The sequence below is a fragment of the Halalkalibacter oceani genome (assembly GCF_040544555.1).
In the GTDB taxonomy this organism is placed as follows: Bacteria; Bacillota; Bacilli; order Bacillales; family Bacillaceae_D; genus Halalkalibacter; species Halalkalibacter oceani.
The window spans coordinates 24,453-40,263 of the sequence record NZ_JBEPKD010000022.1 but is presented as its reverse complement, the minus strand read 5'-3'; the positions used below and the strand labels follow the sequence as shown (position 1 = coordinate 40,263).

Below are 15,811 nucleotides of genomic sequence, written 5' to 3'. Positions count from 1 at the left end.
CCCCTTCCTAATCTGCATAGACGTAGCGCAGCGCATCTTCCGGATCAGCATACGGCGCCTGCTCGGCGTACTCCGTTGCCTCGTCGATCACCTTCGCCATCCGCGCCTCCATCTCGTTCTTCAGCTCATCTGTCAGCAGGCCAACCTCGCGCAAATATGTCTCAAAGGTAAAAATCGAATCAAGCTTCTTCGCTTCTTCAACTTCATCCTGGTCGCGGTAGGCACGGTCATCATCATCGCTGGAATGAGGCGTCAAGCGGTACGAAACGGTCTCGATCAACGTCGGCCCCTCGCCGTTTCTTGCCCGGTCAGCTGCCGCTTTGACAGCTTCATAGACTGCTAATGGGTCATTCCCGTCGACTGTAAAGCCGGGCATTCCATAGCCAATTGCACGGTCCGACACCTGCTTGCAGGCGAGCTGCTTTTCAATCGGGACGGAAATCGCGTATTTATTATTTTCGCACATAAAGATGACCGGCAGTTTGTGAACACCGGCAAAATTAGCCCCTTCATGGAAATCTCCCTGATTGGAAGATCCTTCGCCAAAGGTGGTGAAGGTGATAAAATCCTCGCCCTTCATTTTTCCGGCAAGCGCGATGCCTACAGCATGAGGGACTTGCGTCGTCACCGGGGAAGAGCCTGTGACGATCCGATTTTTTCTTTGGCCAAAATGGCCTGGCATTTGCCGCCCACCCGAATTCGGGTCTTCTGCTTTGGCAAAGCCTGACAACATTAAATCACGGGCCGTCATGCCAAATGTCAACACAACACCCATGTCGCGGTAATATGGCAAAATATAGTCCTTCTCGCGATCAAGCGCAAAGGCAGCCCCGACTTGGGCCGCTTCCTGCCCTTGACATGAGATGACGAAGGGAATCTTACCAGCGCGGTTTAAGAGCCACATCCGCTCATCGATGCGGCGCGCCAGCAGCATTGTCTCAAACATTTCCAGTACCTTTTCATCGCTAAGTCCTAAAGCATTATGGCGATTATCAGTCATAGTTGTGTCCTCCTTTTGCTTGCTCCTTTATAAATGAATGGCCTTTCCTTCGACGGCGAGCGCCGCCTCGCCGACTATTTCAGAAAGCGTTGGGTGAGGGTGAATCATATCGGCGATTTCAAGGTGGGACGCATCGACCACCTTCGCCAATGCCGCCTCCGAAATCATATCGGTCACATGCGGCCCGATCATATGAATCCCAAGGACGTCGTCATTGGACGCATCAACGATCATTTTGGCGAAGCCGTCTGTTTCGCCGTAGACGAGCGCTTTTCCAATTGCCTTAAACGGAAACGTCACTGTTTTGATCGTGTGGCCTTGCCGCACCGCTTCGGCTTCTGTCAAGCCGACACTCGCCATTTCAGGCTGGCTGTAGATACATTTAGCAACGGTCTGATAGTTCAGTGCCTCCGGCTGTTTTCCCGCTAGATGATCGACAGCGATGATTCCTTCATGTGAAGCGACATGGGCCAGCTGCAGTCCGCCGATGACATCACCGATCGCATAAATATGCGACTCTTTCGTTTGATACCATTCATTGACGGCAATTCCCCCATTTTCAACGGCGATTTCGGTGTTTTCCAGCCCGAGATCATTCACATTTGCCGCCCGTCCGACTGAGACAAGCAACTGGTCGGCGGTCAGCCTGATTTCCTCTCCTTGATGATCGGCCTTTATTTGAACGCCCGCGCCCTTTTTCAAGGTTTCCGGCATGATTTTCGCGTTGGTGTAAAGCTTAATCCCCTTTTTTTGCATCAATCTCGCCGCTTCGTTGGCAATATCAGCATCCTCGGTTGGCAATATTTGCTTGGCATATTCGACGACGGTCACTTCTACTCCGAAGTCATGCAAGAGGGAGGCCCACTCCATTCCAATCACTCCTCCCCCGACAATGATGATCGAAGAAGGCAGCTCCGTCAACGCGAGCGCCTCATCTGAAGTGAGAACATACGTCCCGTCCGGCTCCAGTCCTGGTAAGGTTTTTGGCGCGGAGCCTGTTGCGATGATCACGTTTTTCGGGATAAGCATCGTATTTTCCTGCCCGTCCGTCCGTTCAACTGAAATCGTCCCCGGGGTTGGCGAGAAAATCGAAGGACCTAAAATCCGACCTTTCCCTTCGTAAACGGCAATTTTTCCTTTTTTCATCAAGTGCTGGACACCGCGGTACAGCTGATCGACAATCTGCTGTTTGCGCTTCTGGACATTCGCAAAATTAAACGTCACTTCGCCCGTTTCCACGCCAAATTCGCCGGCCCGTTTGGCAGTTGTGAGCACTTCTGCGCTTCTTAGCAGCGCTTTGCTTGGAATACAGCCTTTATGGAGACATGTGCCGCCCAGTTTTTCTTTTTCGACAACAGCGACTTTCAAACCGTGCTGCGCCGCCCTGATGGCCGCCACATAGCCTCCCGTTCCTGCTCCTAACACGACAAGATCATATTCTTCAGCCACTTGCTTCCCCTCCTGCTCCTAATCACGTCTTGATAAAATATGGTGTTCCTGCTGCAAAAATTGTCTGCGCGACCGTCTCAGCCGAGCAATCCGCTCTTCAGCCATGCGATCAGCCGCCTGATACGTCGGAATCGCATCGCGGTTAGAGATCTCAAATACTTTCGCAACATTTTGGTAAATACCTTCAACTTTTTTCATCGCACGTTCACGGTTATAGCCGTTCAATTCATCCGCGACATTAATCACCCCGCCGGCATTAATCACATAGTCGGGCACATATAAAATCCCCATCTCATGGACCACATTACCGTGCCGGTCTTCTTTAAGCTGATTATTGGCGGCACCGGCAATGACTTTTGCTTTCAGTTGCGGAATCGTTTGGTCATTGATTACGGCTCCTAAGGCGCAGGGGGCAAAAATGTCACAATCGACTTGATAAATGTCATCAATGTCCACTGCCTTTGCACCAAACTCGTTGACCGCCCGCTTCACTGCTTCCCGATTAATATCGGTCACAATCAACTGTGCCCCCTCTTCATGAAGATGCTTGCATAAATGATAGGCGACATTTCCAACGCCTTGCACCGCGACAGTTTTGCCGCTCAGCTGATCAGAGCCAAACGCCTCCTTTGCCGCGGCCTTCATCCCGACATAGACGCCGTACGCTGTCACAGGTGATGGATTCCCGGAAGCACCGAATGCTGGTGAGATGCCAGTTACATAGTCCGTTTCCTCATGAATCGTATCCATATCCTCGACGGTCGTACCGACATCCTCCGCCGTAATGTAGCGTCCATTTAGCCCCTGGATATAACGGCCAAAAGCGCGAAACATCTCTTCGTTCTTATCAGTACGCGGATCACCGATGATCACCGTCTTGCCGCCGCCGAGATTCAAGCCCGCGGCGGCATTTTTATAGGTCATTCCCTTTGCCAGACGCAGCGCATCTTCCAAGGCTTCCTCCTCGCTCTGATAGTTCCACATCCGCGTACCTCCGAGCGCCGGGCCGAGCGTCGTATCATGTATGGCAATGATTGCTTTCAATCCGGATAATTGGTCCTGACAAATGACAACTTGCTCATAATCATATTTTTCCATATAAGAGAATAGCTTCATGCTTTTTCCTCCTTAAAGTGAACCATTGTTGCTTTTCATCACGCAAGTTCTATGCCAACCTACTATCCGCTTCGGAAATTGCCATTTCTTCACATATCTCGTTCCAATCTCACATTCTCACCATGCAAAAACTTGCACATCACGCAACAAATTGCATGCACATTTATGCAAGGTCATATTTGTGAAGCTTGTAATATAAGTTTCGTAAGGAAATGCCAAGCTCCTTCGCCGTCCTCGTCCGGTTGCCATCACACTGCCTTAAGGAGTGCAGAATAATTTGCTTTTCATGCTGCGCCATTTTCTCTTCCAGCGTGCTGCCATCCGCTTTGCTTTTCAATCGTCTGGCCGCTTCCACCGGCTGCTCATACAATGGCGGAAGATCCTCCCGTTCAATGATTTGCCGTGATGGTTCCATATAAATCATCGTTCTGCCTAGCACATTCTCAAGCTCCCGGACATTTCCCGGCCAATGATAAGCCTTCCATTCAGCAAGTGCTTCATCCGAGACAGATTGGACAAAACGGCCGTAATCGTGATTGAGCTTCGCCAGCAAATGGGCGACAAGCTGCTCCAGATCCTCGATCCGCTCCCGCAAAGGCGGAATATGGATTGGCATTTTATTAATGCGATAGTACAAGTCTTCACGAAAACGCTGCTCGGCAACCGCTTTTTCTACATTCATATTTGTCGCGGCAATCACCCGGACATCAATCGCAATCGGCTTCGTCCCCCCTACGCGCACAATTTCCTGTTCCTGCAGGACGCGGAGCAGTTTGGCCTGCATCGCCGCTGACAGCTCACCGAGTTCATCAAGAAAGATGCTGCCTTGATCTGCTTCTTCAAACAATCCCCGCTTGCCACCGCGTTTCGCCCCCGAAAACGCTCCTTCTTCATAGCCAAACAACTCGCTTTCAAGCAGCTGTTCCGATAAGGCCGCACAGTTGACCCTGACAAAAGAATGCCTTCTTCGCTCGCTTTGATTATGTATCGCATGGGCAAAAAGCTCCTTGCCAGTGCCGGATTCCCCGCGCAGCAAAATCGTCACAGGGGTCGCCGCTGCCAGCTTCGCCTGATCAATGGCGAGCTGCATTTCAGCTGACGTGCCGACAATATCAGCAAAGGAATATTTCGCTTCGAGTGTCCGAATTCGCCGTTTCGCTTTTTCCAGCTGGGCATGGAGGGAATTCAGCTCCGAGACATCGTGAATGACACCGACGCTTCCACGCGTCTTTTGGTCAACGATGATCGGCGCTACGTTAACGATCACATCTCTTTTTTTCGGACCAACCTTCAAAGGGACTCCCCGTACCGGCTGGCCTGTTTTCAGCACTTGAAAATGCATGCTCTCCCCTTCGGAAATATCCGCTGTCGCCGGATGACCAATCACTTCCTCCGGCAAAAGACCTGTTAAGCGCGTATAAGCCGGATTAATCATTAAGCCGTTCCCATTTTCATCAACGACCGAGATCGCATCATCCGAAGATTGAATAATTGCTTCAAGCATCGTCTGGATTTCTTTCAAATTGCTTACTTGATCCGTCATCGCCACGAGATCGGTGACATCCTTGAATACGCCAAGGGCTCCGATACAGTGACGCCCTTCAAATAAAGGCACCCGAGTCGTCACAATCACCGTCCCATTGCTAAGCTGCTGGCGGCGGTTATATTCAACCTCCATCGTCTGTACGACCCGTGGCAATCCGCTTGACGGAAGGACGGCAGTGATCGGCCGGCCGATTGCTTGCTCCGCGTCGACACCGACGATTTTTGCCGCGGCTTGATTACAGATCAGTATCCGTTCATTGCGGTCAATCGCAATCATCCCGTCATGAGTCGCATTTAAGATCGTTTCCTGCAGAGAGGTTTGCTGATTCAATTGCTGGATCAATGTATCCTTTTCCCTCAATAGCGAAAAAAACAAACGCGACAGTTCTGACGGAACGACAAGTGTCCGCTCAGCAAAATCAGCCTGTAAGGATGCAGCAACATCCGGATCACCCGTCACTTCGAAAACAAAATCAAACTGTTCTCCAATCAGGTTGTGCCACGTCGCCGCGGTCACAAGCTGATGCTGCCGGGCCAGCGCCAGCCCGGGCGCTTCTGGATCACGGTCGACAACCGCCGCGACATGAATATGCTCCATCTTCATCAGCATTTGAAAGAGGGCCACCCCTCCTCGTCCTGCGCCAACAATCATTGCTCGCTGCATGAAAAGAATCCCCTCCTAAAAAATTAAGACCGGGTCCTAATTGCTGCTAATAATTTCTCTCTCTTCACTATTACGCAAATGTCACAAAGATGCAACTCCTAAGATTGTACATCAGCAAAAAAATCCGCTAAACTGATACTAAACAAGAAAAATTCCGGATCATACATTTTATTTTTATCACCTGATTTTTATGAGTTATCTCGTTCAAGCGAAGCACACTGAGATGGAATTCATACATGAAAGAGGAATGAAGATGGGACGTTTTATCGCATTGATGATTATGATCATTCCGATCATTGTCGCCGGCTATGGCATTAAGCAAATGAGAGATACGATTTTTCAAATCAGCAATTCTCCTTACCCTAATTTAACGCTGCAATTCGCCGCAGGATTTGTCCTGTTTCTTGCAGGGCTCAGCTTTATCGGCGGGTTCATTTTTTATCGCGATCGAAAAAACGGGAAAATCGCCCCCCGGTTTCAAAAAAGAAACAAGTAGCTGCTTACACAGCCATCGCTTTACCCTCGACAAGGGGTTGGGCAAAAGGATTAATAGCCTTTTGCCCAACCCCTTTTATTTTTTGGAAACTCCAAGCTGGTCGAGTCTTTTGAGCACTGTCCAGCGCTCAATCACGGCGGAGAGTGAGATTTTCTCAGCAAGGATCATCATCACGAAAACAAAGAGCAGCACGCCGGACTGAACGGACACTTCACTATGATGAATCAAAATCACAGCGAAAATCGCTCCGGTAACTGTTGCCCCATTATCGCCAAGCATCACTTTCCGATGCCCTTCAAGGACAAACGAAATATAGAAGACCGCCAGCACCGTTACGACAAATAGCAGCGGAGGTAAAGGAAGAAGGTAAAATAAAAGAACGGTAAAACAAAGCGCTACTTTCCAGACACGCAATGGCCTTGTGTCAAACAGGTTCATCACATGCGGAAGACCGGTCAGTAAAAAAAACGCCAGCAGATTTTGCATGAAGGTCATCGGCTGCTTTGACCAGAGATAAAGCAGGGCGACGATGATCGTTCCTCCTGCTTTTAACAGCCCTGTCGTTACTTTGCGGTGCTCCCTTGCAAAAACGAGATGGCCTTTTAATCCTTTAGGATAGCTTGTTCCAAGACGATCATCAATAAAGCCAAGCAGCCAGACACTAAAAATAAAAAGAAAGGCTTGAAACGAAAACACTTCATCCTGGAAAGGAGGAAAAGAATAGAGAACGCAATAGCTGTAAAAAATCACGACACCGAGACTGTAAGGAACAAGCTGACATTGATAATTTCGCACGGCGAGCTGCATCGACTGAAAGGCAATCATGCTCAAATAAGCAATGAGCGGCAATGTTAGTAATAAAATAATCATGGCTACTGAGCCTCACGCAGCTGTCGTTCAATTTCAAGCCATTGCTTCAGCCGATGGAGAAATCCCCGGATATTTTTTCCCATTTCCCGGTGCGTCATCCGCGTCACCATCTCTTGGCAAGTCGCCCCGGCGCGAAGCAAATCGAGTGTCATCTGCGCCTCCACGCCAAAACGTTTATAGTCCTTTTCCAGCAAAACAGGGAGCCATTTCCTCCGAAAAACCCGCTGGCCTGAAAGCGGAGAAGCAAGCTTCACCCCCGTTTTCCGGTAAATCATCGCCTGAACTCTACGTTTTACCAGTCCGAAGCCAGCCTTCTTCCCGGGTTTCATGACTGAAATGACGAGGTCGGCCTCTTCCCTTTCCAGCGCCTCGATCAACGCTCCGATTTCCTCGGCGCTTTCCCCAAGGTCAGCATCAAGACAAATAATGATGTCACCTCTAGCCTCTTTCCAGCCTGCCTGAAGGGCAAAGCCTTTGCCCATGTTTTCTGGAAAAGTAATCAGCTTGTCTGCATAGCGCTCGGCAATCAGTTTTGTGTTGTCCTGACTGCCGTCATCGATGACTATGATTTCCGCTCGTTCCGTAAAACGCTGAATGGCAAGAAGCGTCTTTTCAAGGTAGCTCTCTTCATTATAGGCAGGAATGATAAAGGATTGTTTAATCATGATGAAGAGCCTCCTTCTTTTTCCATTCGTTAAACCGTTCCTGAATTAATTGATACAAGCTTCTGCTATAAGTCTGCAGCTTTGCCTGCAACAAATTCGGAAATACGCCCTCCGCTTTGCCGTAAAGAGTATGAATGCCTTTTAAGTCTGTAATTTTTTCTCCGGCTTGAATGCGCGCCAGCCAGGTTGCCCCCATCCCGGCCCGTCCTTTTTCCAGAAATTCGATCATTCCGATTCGACAGCCGATCAAATACATATGATCTGCTCCGGCCCAGAATGCGGCTGAAATCGCCACATCTTCACTTGTACCGACAAAGCAGATTGTCTCGGCTGTTAATCCTAATGCCTCGAGTCGGGATTTTCCGGGCGAATGGCCGTCAGGATGCTGATGACAGAGCAGAGTCGCCCCACATGTTAATGCCTCACCGCTTACTGAATCCATATCGCCGATGATGAAATGCGGACATATTCCTTGTCGCAGCAGACCATCCGCTGCCCCGTCGACAGCCATAATGACCGCCGATTTCTTAAGCAGCTTTGAGCGAACGACACGAATATCCTTCTCATAATTCGTATTGCGGGCGACGATGAAAACAGGCTTCTCCTTAATGGATTGAAGAACGGGCGGCAAGTGAAATGCCGATTGGAACCAGCCGCTCTCTCTCTCTGCATAGTGAAGGGTATTTTCCACAAACCCGGCAAAAGCGGTGGAAAAATGTCGTTCAGCCTGGCGCAGCTTTTCCTGCAGCATTCGCTCATTGTACCGTAGCAGCTTTGCCGCCAAAACAGGGCGGGTATTGACGGATATAAACAACTCATCACCGATAATCGCCGCCGCTTCTCCATTGAACGGGAGCGCTCTTTTTTCCTGCTGCAGCACATCATATACAGCGATCCCGGCTGCAAGCAAGGTCATCACATGCTTTTGACGGTACTTTCCACTCATCGACGGCTTGCCGTTAATAACCGCTTTTACGTTCGCTTTCACCAGGCTGTCGGCGGCGACGCCATCTAAATCCTCATGCCATAAAAAAACGATCGTCTGCTGTGGAACATAGTGGAGCAATTCTTTTGTTTTTTCATGCTCATAAATCGGCCCTTTAATGATTTCTGCCATCGTGATCCCTCTTTACATCGTTTGTTCATAATATAAGCAGTTTCAGCAGAATTATTAGCTTCAAAGAAAAAGACCCTTGTTGCCCAAGGATCTCCAGGGTTTGGCTCTTCGACCTCGCTACCGGGATGGGAGGCACGCTTTCGGCAGGCGGGCGCGTTGAATAGTTTCCTTCCTGCGCCACAAGCCCGTTGTGAGACATTCACTCGCAACGGGCTTTTCTACTCAATCACGACCGCCCGGGCCGGCGCCCCTTCAAACCCTTCAAGCTTTAACGGCAAGCAGATAAACTGAACACGTTCCTTCGTCACTTGTGAAAGATTGCACAAATACTCAATTAAGAGGATGCCGTTCTTTAAAAGCAGCTCATGCGTCGGCATATCTTTCACTTGAAAAGGGTTTTTACTGTCTATCAGCTTCAGTGGATAGTCCTGCGGAAAATCAAACGCCACAGCTTCCGGCTTTTTCTCAAGCAGCCACTGAGCCGCTTCCATCGTCACATAAGGAGCCTTTGACCAGAATTCACGCGTCTCATACCCATACGTTTTATCCCAGCATGTTTTTAAAATGATAATTTTTTCATGATCTTTGATACCGGCATTTTGAAGATCTTCAACCGTAATGGCTTCGTCAGCTTTTTTCGAGGACAGATCTACCACTACCGCTTCCCCGCTGTAGGCATCGGCAGCCATTTCCTCCATCGTGTTCTCACCTGGCTTGCAGTGCAGCGGTGTATCTACATGAGTAAAGGCATGAGCGCTGAGCTGCACACGGGATGAGCGAAAATCAGAGTCTTCCCCGAAGTCACTTGTAATATCATGGGTCACTTTCCAACGCCAGTGATCGCGGGCTGTCATAGAGACATCAATCATTTTCATGGATAACCTCCTGTAATGGTTTCTCTTTTCTCGTTCAGAAAAAGGAAAATCACTAAACATACACAACAACCTTCACTATTGTAAGATTATTCAACTAAGCCGTCAATAATATTCAAATTATTTAGATTGTTCTATTTTTTAATGGATAATTATAGATTTATACTGTCTGGGGTGTCATCGCATCTTCGATTTTAAAGTTCCAGAATGAAAGGTAGGTGATTTATTTTGAGTACCATTCCTTTTTTGAAAAAAGCACAAAGCTATGTTTTTGGGTTAACGATTTTGTTTACTGTTCTTCTTGCCAATTATGCGGTTTTCAACAGATATATCTTGAAACAATCCCTTCCTTGGAGCGATGAATTGCTGAGATATATGTTTGTTTGGATTGTATTCATTGGGGCGGCTATCGTTTACAAGAAAGATCAGTTGGTCGATTTAACGTTAGTGACTGATTTTGCTAAAGGAAAATTTGCGTTACTTCTTGATTTATTGCGACACCTGTTAACTTTTCTATTTATCGTTATGATTTCTTATCAAAGTTTTATCATTATGCGTGGACAAATGAGCACAGGCGAAATATCAGCAGCTATGGAAATCCCTGTTTGGATCATGACAGCAGGACTTCTGATTGGCGGTTGTTTATGGGCCGTTTTTGCCATCTTTAAAATCTTAGCAGCGCTCAGACGTGTATTTACATCTTACGATTAGAGGGAGATATTTTATGGCCTTAATGATACTTGTTTTTTTCCTTCTTTTTTTAGTCCTGCGAGTCCCTGTCGTCATTGCTTTAGGGCTTTCCTCTTTAGTTTATATGGTCCTATTTATGGACATTTCGGTAATTGTGATTTCCCAACAAATGATCAGTACGGTCAATACGTATGCCCTGTTGGCTATCCCTTTCTTTATTATTGCCGGTGGCTTGATGGAAGCAGGTGGTATTTCCAATAAGATTATTAATTTTGCTAATGCTGCTGTAGGTTTTTTCCCTGGTGGACTTGCTCTTGTGATGATCGTTTCCAGCATGCTTTTTGCAAGTATGTCCGGATCAGGTGTTGCTACCGCGGCCGCCTTGGGAAGCATTTTAATCCCGGCGATGGTTCGTTCGGGCTATGACCGCGATTTTTCCAGTGCGCTCCAGGCTTCATCAGCTATTGTGGGGCCGTTAATTCCACCAAGTATTCTGGCCGTCTTATACGCTGTGAGTGTAGGGGTGTCTGTTGGAGATTTACTTTTGGCGGGGCTGATTCCCGGCCTGATCATGGTTTTATGTTTTATGATTCTCACGATTATTATTTCTGTAAAAAGAGGCTATAAAAGCGATATTACCTTTAGCTTCAGCAGGTTATGGAAAACATTTTTAGAAGCGATCTGGGCGTTGCTAATGCCGTTTATCATGATCGGAGGCATTTACAGCGGCATCTTCACTCCGACTGAAGCCGCCGCCGTCGGCTGTCTTTATAGTCTGCTTGTCGGGCTGTTCATTTATAAGGGCTTTTCCATTTCTGAAATTCCTAACGTCCTCTATAAGTCCGGTTTGCTCGCGGCGGGTGTGATGGCGATTGTCGCTACTTCTGCCGCCTTTAGCTGGGTGATTACGAGAGAAGGCTTGCCGCAGCTGCTTGCTGAATTTTTTACGGGAATCAGCTCTAACCAAATGGTCTTCTTATTTACCGCGGCCATTCTTTTACTACTAGTCGGTTGCTTTTTAGATTCTGCTCCGGCGGTGTTGATCATGGGACCAATCTTGGCTCCGGTCGCGCTTGAGTTTGGCGTCGACCCTGTTCACTTCGGTGTGATCGTTTTGGCCAGCATGTGTATCGGCTTAATCACTCCGCCAATCGGACTGAATTTGTTTGTCGTTTCAGGGGTTGCCAATCGTCCGATTCATAAAATCATTCCTGAAATTGGCTTGTTTTTCCTTGCTGCTATCATTTCACTGATCCTGATTATATTGTTCCCTGCGCTATCACTTGTTTTACTTAATTAACGATGTTTGCTTCGGCAAAGAAAGGTGAGGGAGAGAATTTAAATTTATTTGGAGGTATCGTCGATGAACTGTTCCGTTAAACCATTTACTTTGGTCCTACTGCTCATGATGCTGCTTGTCGCCTGTGGAGATTCCGAAAGCGCTTCAACGGAAGAGGAAGCAGCTTCAGGTAACGGTGAAAGCATTACTCTATCTGCGTCTTCAGGGTTGCCTGCCTCTAACCCGGCCAGTCAGGCGATGGATCTGATGGCCGAGAAAATCGCTGAATATACGAACGGTACTGTCGAGGTCGATGTATTTTATGATAATCAGCTGGGAGATCCGACAACATTAGTCAGCAATGTCGCTCAAGGAACGGTAGACATCGTCGTGACTGGTAACAGCTATTTTTCCGGCATTGTTCCTGAGCTTCAGGTGTTTGAGCTTCCGTTTTTGTTTGATTCCTATGAAGCAGCCAGGGCCTCCGTTGATGGACCCGTCGGTGAGAAATTGATCGCCATGTTTGAAGGAACGGGCCTTAAACCGATGTATTTCTGGGAGATCGGATTCAGACATTTAGCCAACAGCGTCCGTCCGGTAAAAGAGCCGAGCGACCTTGAAGGAATCGTATTACGCACTTTGCCTGCTCCCGTCCAAGTTAAAACATGGGAACTGCTAGGTGCCCAGCCGACACCGATGGACTTCAGTGAATTATATACAGCATTACAGCAAGGCGTCGTAGACGGAACAGAAAACCCTTTCAGTGACATTACAAGTGCCAATTTATACGAAGTGTTAGACTATATCAGTTTAACGGCTCATGTCTACACACCAATGACGTTAGCGATCAGTGAGCAAACATGGGAAAAATTAGACGAAAGCCAGAGAGAAGGCATGATGAGAGCAGCCGAAGAAGCAAAGGAGTTTCAGCGCCATTTAAATGATGAGGAAGAAGCTGTCAGTATAGAATTACTGAAAGAGAACGGAGTCACCGTTGAAGAAAATCCGAATGTGGAAGCCTTTGCAGAAATTGCTGTCGACGCCTATGATGAATTTATCAAGAGCCACGGCGATGAACTTATTGAAGAGATTCGTTCCGCGCAATAGCCTCATTTCTCTAAGGGCGTAAAAAAAATGTGAGCTGTTTCCGCGTTATGCTGTTTTGAGACAAAACTAGCTTTGGACCTACTGGCAATGGCTTCACACGCCACAAGCCCGTTGTGAGAAACCCACTCACAACGAGGCCACTGAAAAACCTCTTTTTCCGTAACTCGAAGAAGAGTAATGGCTCCGCGCGTTGCGCGCCTTACTACGAAAAAGCTGCTGAAAAAGTACGATTTTCACTTTTTCAGCAGCTTCCTCACAACGGGCTTAAAAAAATCGTGGCGGTTCCACTCATTGCTTAGAGCGGCTGGGAAAAAGGTAAAAAAAACAACCTCCTCAGCAAATTTTTTCCTTCTCATTGCCTAAGTAACTGTTTCAACAGAGAAAGTTATCTTGCAAATTTATTGCTATTTGAGGCTGCGCTAAAAAATAGCAAAATTGCTTAGATAAACAAAACCTCCCCCTACTATGTGTAGATGGGTCGCAATACACCATAAAATTATCCAATTGCAAATCCCTCTCTCTAACCAACACAAAAAGCACCTCCTATTTATAGAGAGTCCCCTTAAAATAGAAGATGCTAATCGATTACTGTTAAGACACTTTATGTTCAATCCGCAGCTTGTCAGCCACCATCGCAATGAATTCGCTGTTTGTCGGTTTGGCTTTTGAATGGCTTACCGTGTAGCCGAATAGGCTGGAAATCGAGTCAATATTTCCACGGCTCCATGCGACTTCGATCGCATGCCGAATAGCCCTTTCCACCCGACTCGCAGTAGTGTTGAATTTCTTCGCAATATCCGGATAAAGAATTTTTGTAATGGAGCCAAGCAATTCAATATTGTTATACACCATCGTAATGGCTTCGCGTAAATACATATACCCTTTAATGTGCGCCGGAACGCCGATTTCATGAATAATGCTCGTAATGCTGGCATCCAAATTAAAGGAACCGCCGCGGTTATCCGTTGATACCTGTGCGTGGACGGAAGGTGAGGAATGCTGATTTTGGATAAAGCTCCGTTTTTGCCCGCTTATGTCACGAATATTCGTAATCAGCACTTCCATATCAAACGGCTTTAATACATAGTAGGAAGCCCCCAGGTCAACAGCCCGCTTTGTGACATCCTCCTGACCAAATGCCGTCAGCATAATAATATTCGGTTTTTTGCTCATTTTCATTTGTCCCATTCTTTCTAAAACGGCCAAACCGTCTAAATGAGGCATAATAATATCCAAAATTAAGACATCAGGCTCTTTCTCCTCAATTAAGCTCAGGCATTCCTGCCCGTTAAATGCTGTTCCAATGACTTGCATGTCATTTTGAGCCGAAATGTATTCATTCAATAAATTTACTAACTCCCGATTATCGTCCGCTATACAAACATTTACTTTTTGCACAAAAAAGTCCTCCTTGTTTCCCTATGATATGGCATAGTGTACGAATTCGACAGTGGCATGTAATTTCCTTCTAATTATTTGAATTTATTTGTTTTTTTCACATTTCCTAATGAATTCTACGTTTTACTTCGATTTTCGACTTCATTCGATATTTGACAATCGTTACTGAAGCGTTTTTGTCGAATTTTCTTTATTATAACATAAAAAGCTGCCTGAAAAAGCCAAAGCGATTAACTCGCTTTGGCTTTTTCAGTAGATAATTCCGTGATCCCGGCTTCTTCCAGCATCCAGCTAATATGACAACCGTAACCTGAGGTTGGATCATTGACAAATACGTGGGTAACAGCACCAATTATTTTTCCATCCTGAATAATTGGACTTCCACTCATTCCCTGGACAATTCCGCCTGTTTCTTCCAACAGTTTAGGATCAGTGACCTTAATAACCATTCCTTTTGTAGCCGGCTGCTTCTGAGGTACTGAGCTGACAATTTCAATATCAAATTCTTCCACATCTTCTCCATTGACGACTGTCAAAATCTTAGCCGGTCCCTCTTTCACATGCGTTGATAAGGCTACAGGCATTTTTTCATCATGATGATGATTTTTTAAGTTCGTTTTTTTCAATGTCCCAAAAATACCGAAAGAGCTGTTTTTCTCAATATTGCCTAAAATATCACGCTGCCCGGTGAAACTGGCCAGCTTCTCTCCCGGATCCCCATTGCTGCCCTTTTCAATGGATGTCACTGAGGAACGGATGATGTGTCCATCATGAACAATGATTGGCTGATGAGTATCTACATCAGAAATGACGTGACCGAGCGCCCCGTATTTTTGTGATTCAGGTTCATAAAATGTCAAGGTTCCGACTCCGGCGGCTGAATCCCGAATATAGAGACCCATCCGGTAAAAATGCTCTCCGTCCGCCTTAACCGGCTTTAATTCTTTGTGAATCGTTTGCTTATCTCTTTTTATTTCGAGCTTTACATGACGACCAGCTTCCCCGGCGGCCTGAACATATTCCCCAACCTCGCTCATTCGCTGGATTGGATGATCGTCAATTTTTGTGATCATATCGCCGACTTCGATGCCCGCCTCTTCTCCAGGTGAACGCTCGTCCTGTCCGGTTTGGATCAGGTGATGACCAACAATGAGGACACCTTCCGTATTCAGCTTTACCCCGATTGACTGCCCTCCTGGAATGACTTCTATTTTTGGCAAAACCGAGACATCGATATTTTTAACTGGAAATCCTGCTACTTCTAAGGATATCTGCTTGTCGAATCCGGCGTTGTTGCCATCCGGATTCACATTCGTTTCCGCCATAGTAGCTGCAGTGACAGCTTCAAATGACTCGACAGCGTCTGTAATCGGGCTGTCATCCCCTTCAAACACAACCATGCTGGTTGGAATGCTGATCCACTCACGTACTCCGGCGGAGAAGCCCAAGCCTACGACAACCGTTAGAAGGATTACACCTATTGTCTTTCTTACCACTTCACCTTTCACTCACTTCACTCTCCTAGCTCCTTGCCCACACCTCC

14 protein-coding genes are annotated in these 15,811 nt (G+C 47.1%); 4 read left to right on the top strand and 10 right to left on the bottom strand.

The annotated features are described in order from the left end of the window. Positions 1 to 7 precede the first annotated feature (7 nt). From ABMB67_RS18370 to ABMB67_RS18355, 4 genes are all read right to left on the bottom strand, one after another. Positions 8 to 1,000 (bottom strand): thiamine pyrophosphate-dependent dehydrogenase E1 component subunit alpha, encoded by a 993-nt coding sequence (locus ABMB67_RS18370; RefSeq protein ID WP_251223974.1) that lies wholly within the window; start codon positions 998 to 1,000, stop codon positions 8 to 10. A gap of 27 nt (positions 1,001 to 1,027) precedes the next feature. Next, complete coding sequence (lpdA, locus tag ABMB67_RS18365) at positions 1,028 to 2,449, bottom strand: dihydrolipoyl dehydrogenase (protein WP_354572964.1); 1,422 nt, start codon at positions 2,447 to 2,449, stop codon at positions 1,028 to 1,030. Between the two features lie 18 nt (positions 2,450 to 2,467). Continuing rightward, positions 2,468 to 3,565, bottom strand: coding sequence for a branched-chain amino acid dehydrogenase (gene bcd / locus ABMB67_RS18360; RefSeq protein ID WP_251223976.1), 1,098 nt, complete (start codon positions 3,563 to 3,565; stop codon positions 2,468 to 2,470). Positions 3,566 to 3,728: 163 nt separating this feature from the next. Further along, the gene (locus ABMB67_RS18355; RefSeq protein ID WP_354572963.1) at positions 3,729 to 5,774 is read right to left on the bottom strand and encodes a sigma 54-interacting transcriptional regulator; all 2,046 of its coding nucleotides are present in this window, start codon (positions 5,772 to 5,774) and stop codon (positions 3,729 to 3,731) included. A gap of 253 nt (positions 5,775 to 6,027) precedes the next feature. On the opposite strand from ABMB67_RS18355, the gene ABMB67_RS18350 reads away from it, so the two are divergent. Beyond that, the gene (locus ABMB67_RS18350; protein ID WP_251223978.1) at positions 6,028 to 6,270 is read left to right on the top strand and encodes a DUF2627 domain-containing protein; all 243 of its coding nucleotides are present in this window, start codon (positions 6,028 to 6,030) and stop codon (positions 6,268 to 6,270) included. 75 nt (positions 6,271 to 6,345) lie between these two features. Here ABMB67_RS18350 and ABMB67_RS18345 read toward each other — a convergent pair whose 3' ends face one another. The 4 genes from ABMB67_RS18345 to ABMB67_RS18330 form a co-directional block, all read right to left on the bottom strand. Then, positions 6,346 to 7,140, bottom strand: a complete 795-nt coding sequence (locus ABMB67_RS18345; RefSeq protein ID WP_251223979.1) for a hypothetical protein — start codon at positions 7,138 to 7,140, stop codon at positions 6,346 to 6,348. 2 nt (positions 7,141 to 7,142) lie between these two features. Next, on the bottom strand, positions 7,143 to 7,805 hold the full coding sequence (locus tag ABMB67_RS18340) for a glycosyltransferase family 2 protein (protein WP_354572962.1): 663 nt from the start codon (positions 7,803 to 7,805) through the stop codon (positions 7,143 to 7,145). Then, positions 7,798 to 8,922, bottom strand: a complete 1,125-nt coding sequence (steA, locus tag ABMB67_RS18335; RefSeq protein WP_354572961.1) for a putative cytokinetic ring protein SteA — start codon at positions 8,920 to 8,922, stop codon at positions 7,798 to 7,800. Before steA ends, ABMB67_RS18340 begins: the two co-directional genes overlap by 8 nt. Positions 8,923 to 9,140: 218 nt before the next feature. Beyond that, on the bottom strand, positions 9,141 to 9,797 hold the full coding sequence (locus tag ABMB67_RS18330) for a cyclase family protein (protein WP_354572960.1): 657 nt from the start codon (positions 9,795 to 9,797) through the stop codon (positions 9,141 to 9,143). 225 nt (positions 9,798 to 10,022) lie between these two features. Here ABMB67_RS18330 and ABMB67_RS18325 point away from each other — a divergent pair, with 225 nt between their 5' ends. From ABMB67_RS18325 to ABMB67_RS18315, 3 genes are all read left to right on the top strand, one after another. Next, a complete protein-coding gene (locus ABMB67_RS18325; RefSeq protein WP_354572959.1) occupies positions 10,023 to 10,505 on the top strand; it encodes a TRAP transporter small permease in 483 nt (160 codons plus the stop codon). A 13-nt stretch (positions 10,506 to 10,518) separates the two neighbouring features. Continuing rightward, positions 10,519 to 11,784: a TRAP transporter large permease gene (locus tag ABMB67_RS18320; protein ID WP_354572958.1), complete on the top strand. Its 1,266-nt coding sequence runs from the start codon at positions 10,519 to 10,521 to the stop codon at positions 11,782 to 11,784. Between the two features lie 63 nt (positions 11,785 to 11,847). After that, a complete protein-coding gene (locus ABMB67_RS18315) occupies positions 11,848 to 12,870 on the top strand; it encodes a DctP family TRAP transporter solute-binding subunit (protein ID WP_354572957.1) in 1,023 nt (340 codons plus the stop codon). A 591-nt stretch (positions 12,871 to 13,461) separates the two neighbouring features. Here the strand turns inward: ABMB67_RS18315 and spo0A are convergent. Together spo0A and spoIVB are read right to left on the bottom strand one after the other, a co-directional pair. After that, positions 13,462 to 14,268 carry a sporulation transcription factor Spo0A gene (spo0A, locus tag ABMB67_RS18310; RefSeq protein WP_251223986.1) on the bottom strand — a complete coding sequence of 269 codons (807 nt, stop codon included), beginning with the start codon at positions 14,266 to 14,268 and terminating at the stop codon, positions 13,462 to 13,464. A 230-nt stretch (positions 14,269 to 14,498) separates the two neighbouring features. Beyond that, positions 14,499 to 15,776: a SpoIVB peptidase gene (gene spoIVB, locus ABMB67_RS18305; RefSeq protein WP_251223987.1), complete on the bottom strand. Its 1,278-nt coding sequence runs from the start codon at positions 15,774 to 15,776 to the stop codon at positions 14,499 to 14,501. Between the last annotated feature and the right edge of the window lie 35 nt (positions 15,777 to 15,811).

What these genes read in the sequence shown, in the direction of transcription:
- ABMB67_RS18315 (WP_354572957.1), top strand. Translation starts at nt 11,848, where the DNA reads ATGAACTGTTCCGTTAAACCATTTACTTTGGTCCTACTGCTCATGATG.
- ABMB67_RS18340 (WP_354572962.1), bottom strand. Translation starts at nt 7,805, where the DNA reads ATGATTAAACAATCCTTTATCATTCCTGCCTATAATGAAGAGAGCTAC.
- ABMB67_RS18370 (WP_251223974.1), bottom strand. Translation starts at nt 1,000, where the DNA reads ATGACTGATAATCGCCATAATGCTTTAGGACTTAGCGATGAAAAGGTA.
- ABMB67_RS18330 (WP_354572960.1), bottom strand. Translation starts at nt 9,797, where the DNA reads ATGAAAATGATTGATGTCTCTATGACAGCCCGCGATCACTGGCGTTGG.
- bcd (WP_251223976.1), bottom strand. Translation starts at nt 3,565, where the DNA reads ATGAAGCTATTCTCTTATATGGAAAAATATGATTATGAGCAAGTTGTC.
- ABMB67_RS18345 (WP_251223979.1), bottom strand. Translation starts at nt 7,140, where the DNA reads ATGATTATTTTATTACTAACATTGCCGCTCATTGCTTATTTGAGCATG.
- ABMB67_RS18320 (WP_354572958.1), top strand. Translation starts at nt 10,519, where the DNA reads ATGGCCTTAATGATACTTGTTTTTTTCCTTCTTTTTTTAGTCCTGCGA.
- ABMB67_RS18355 (WP_354572963.1), bottom strand. Translation starts at nt 5,774, where the DNA reads ATGCAGCGAGCAATGATTGTTGGCGCAGGACGAGGAGGGGTGGCCCTC.
- steA (WP_354572961.1), bottom strand. Translation starts at nt 8,922, where the DNA reads ATGGCAGAAATCATTAAAGGGCCGATTTATGAGCATGAAAAAACAAAA.
- ABMB67_RS18350 (WP_251223978.1), top strand. Translation starts at nt 6,028, where the DNA reads ATGGGACGTTTTATCGCATTGATGATTATGATCATTCCGATCATTGTC.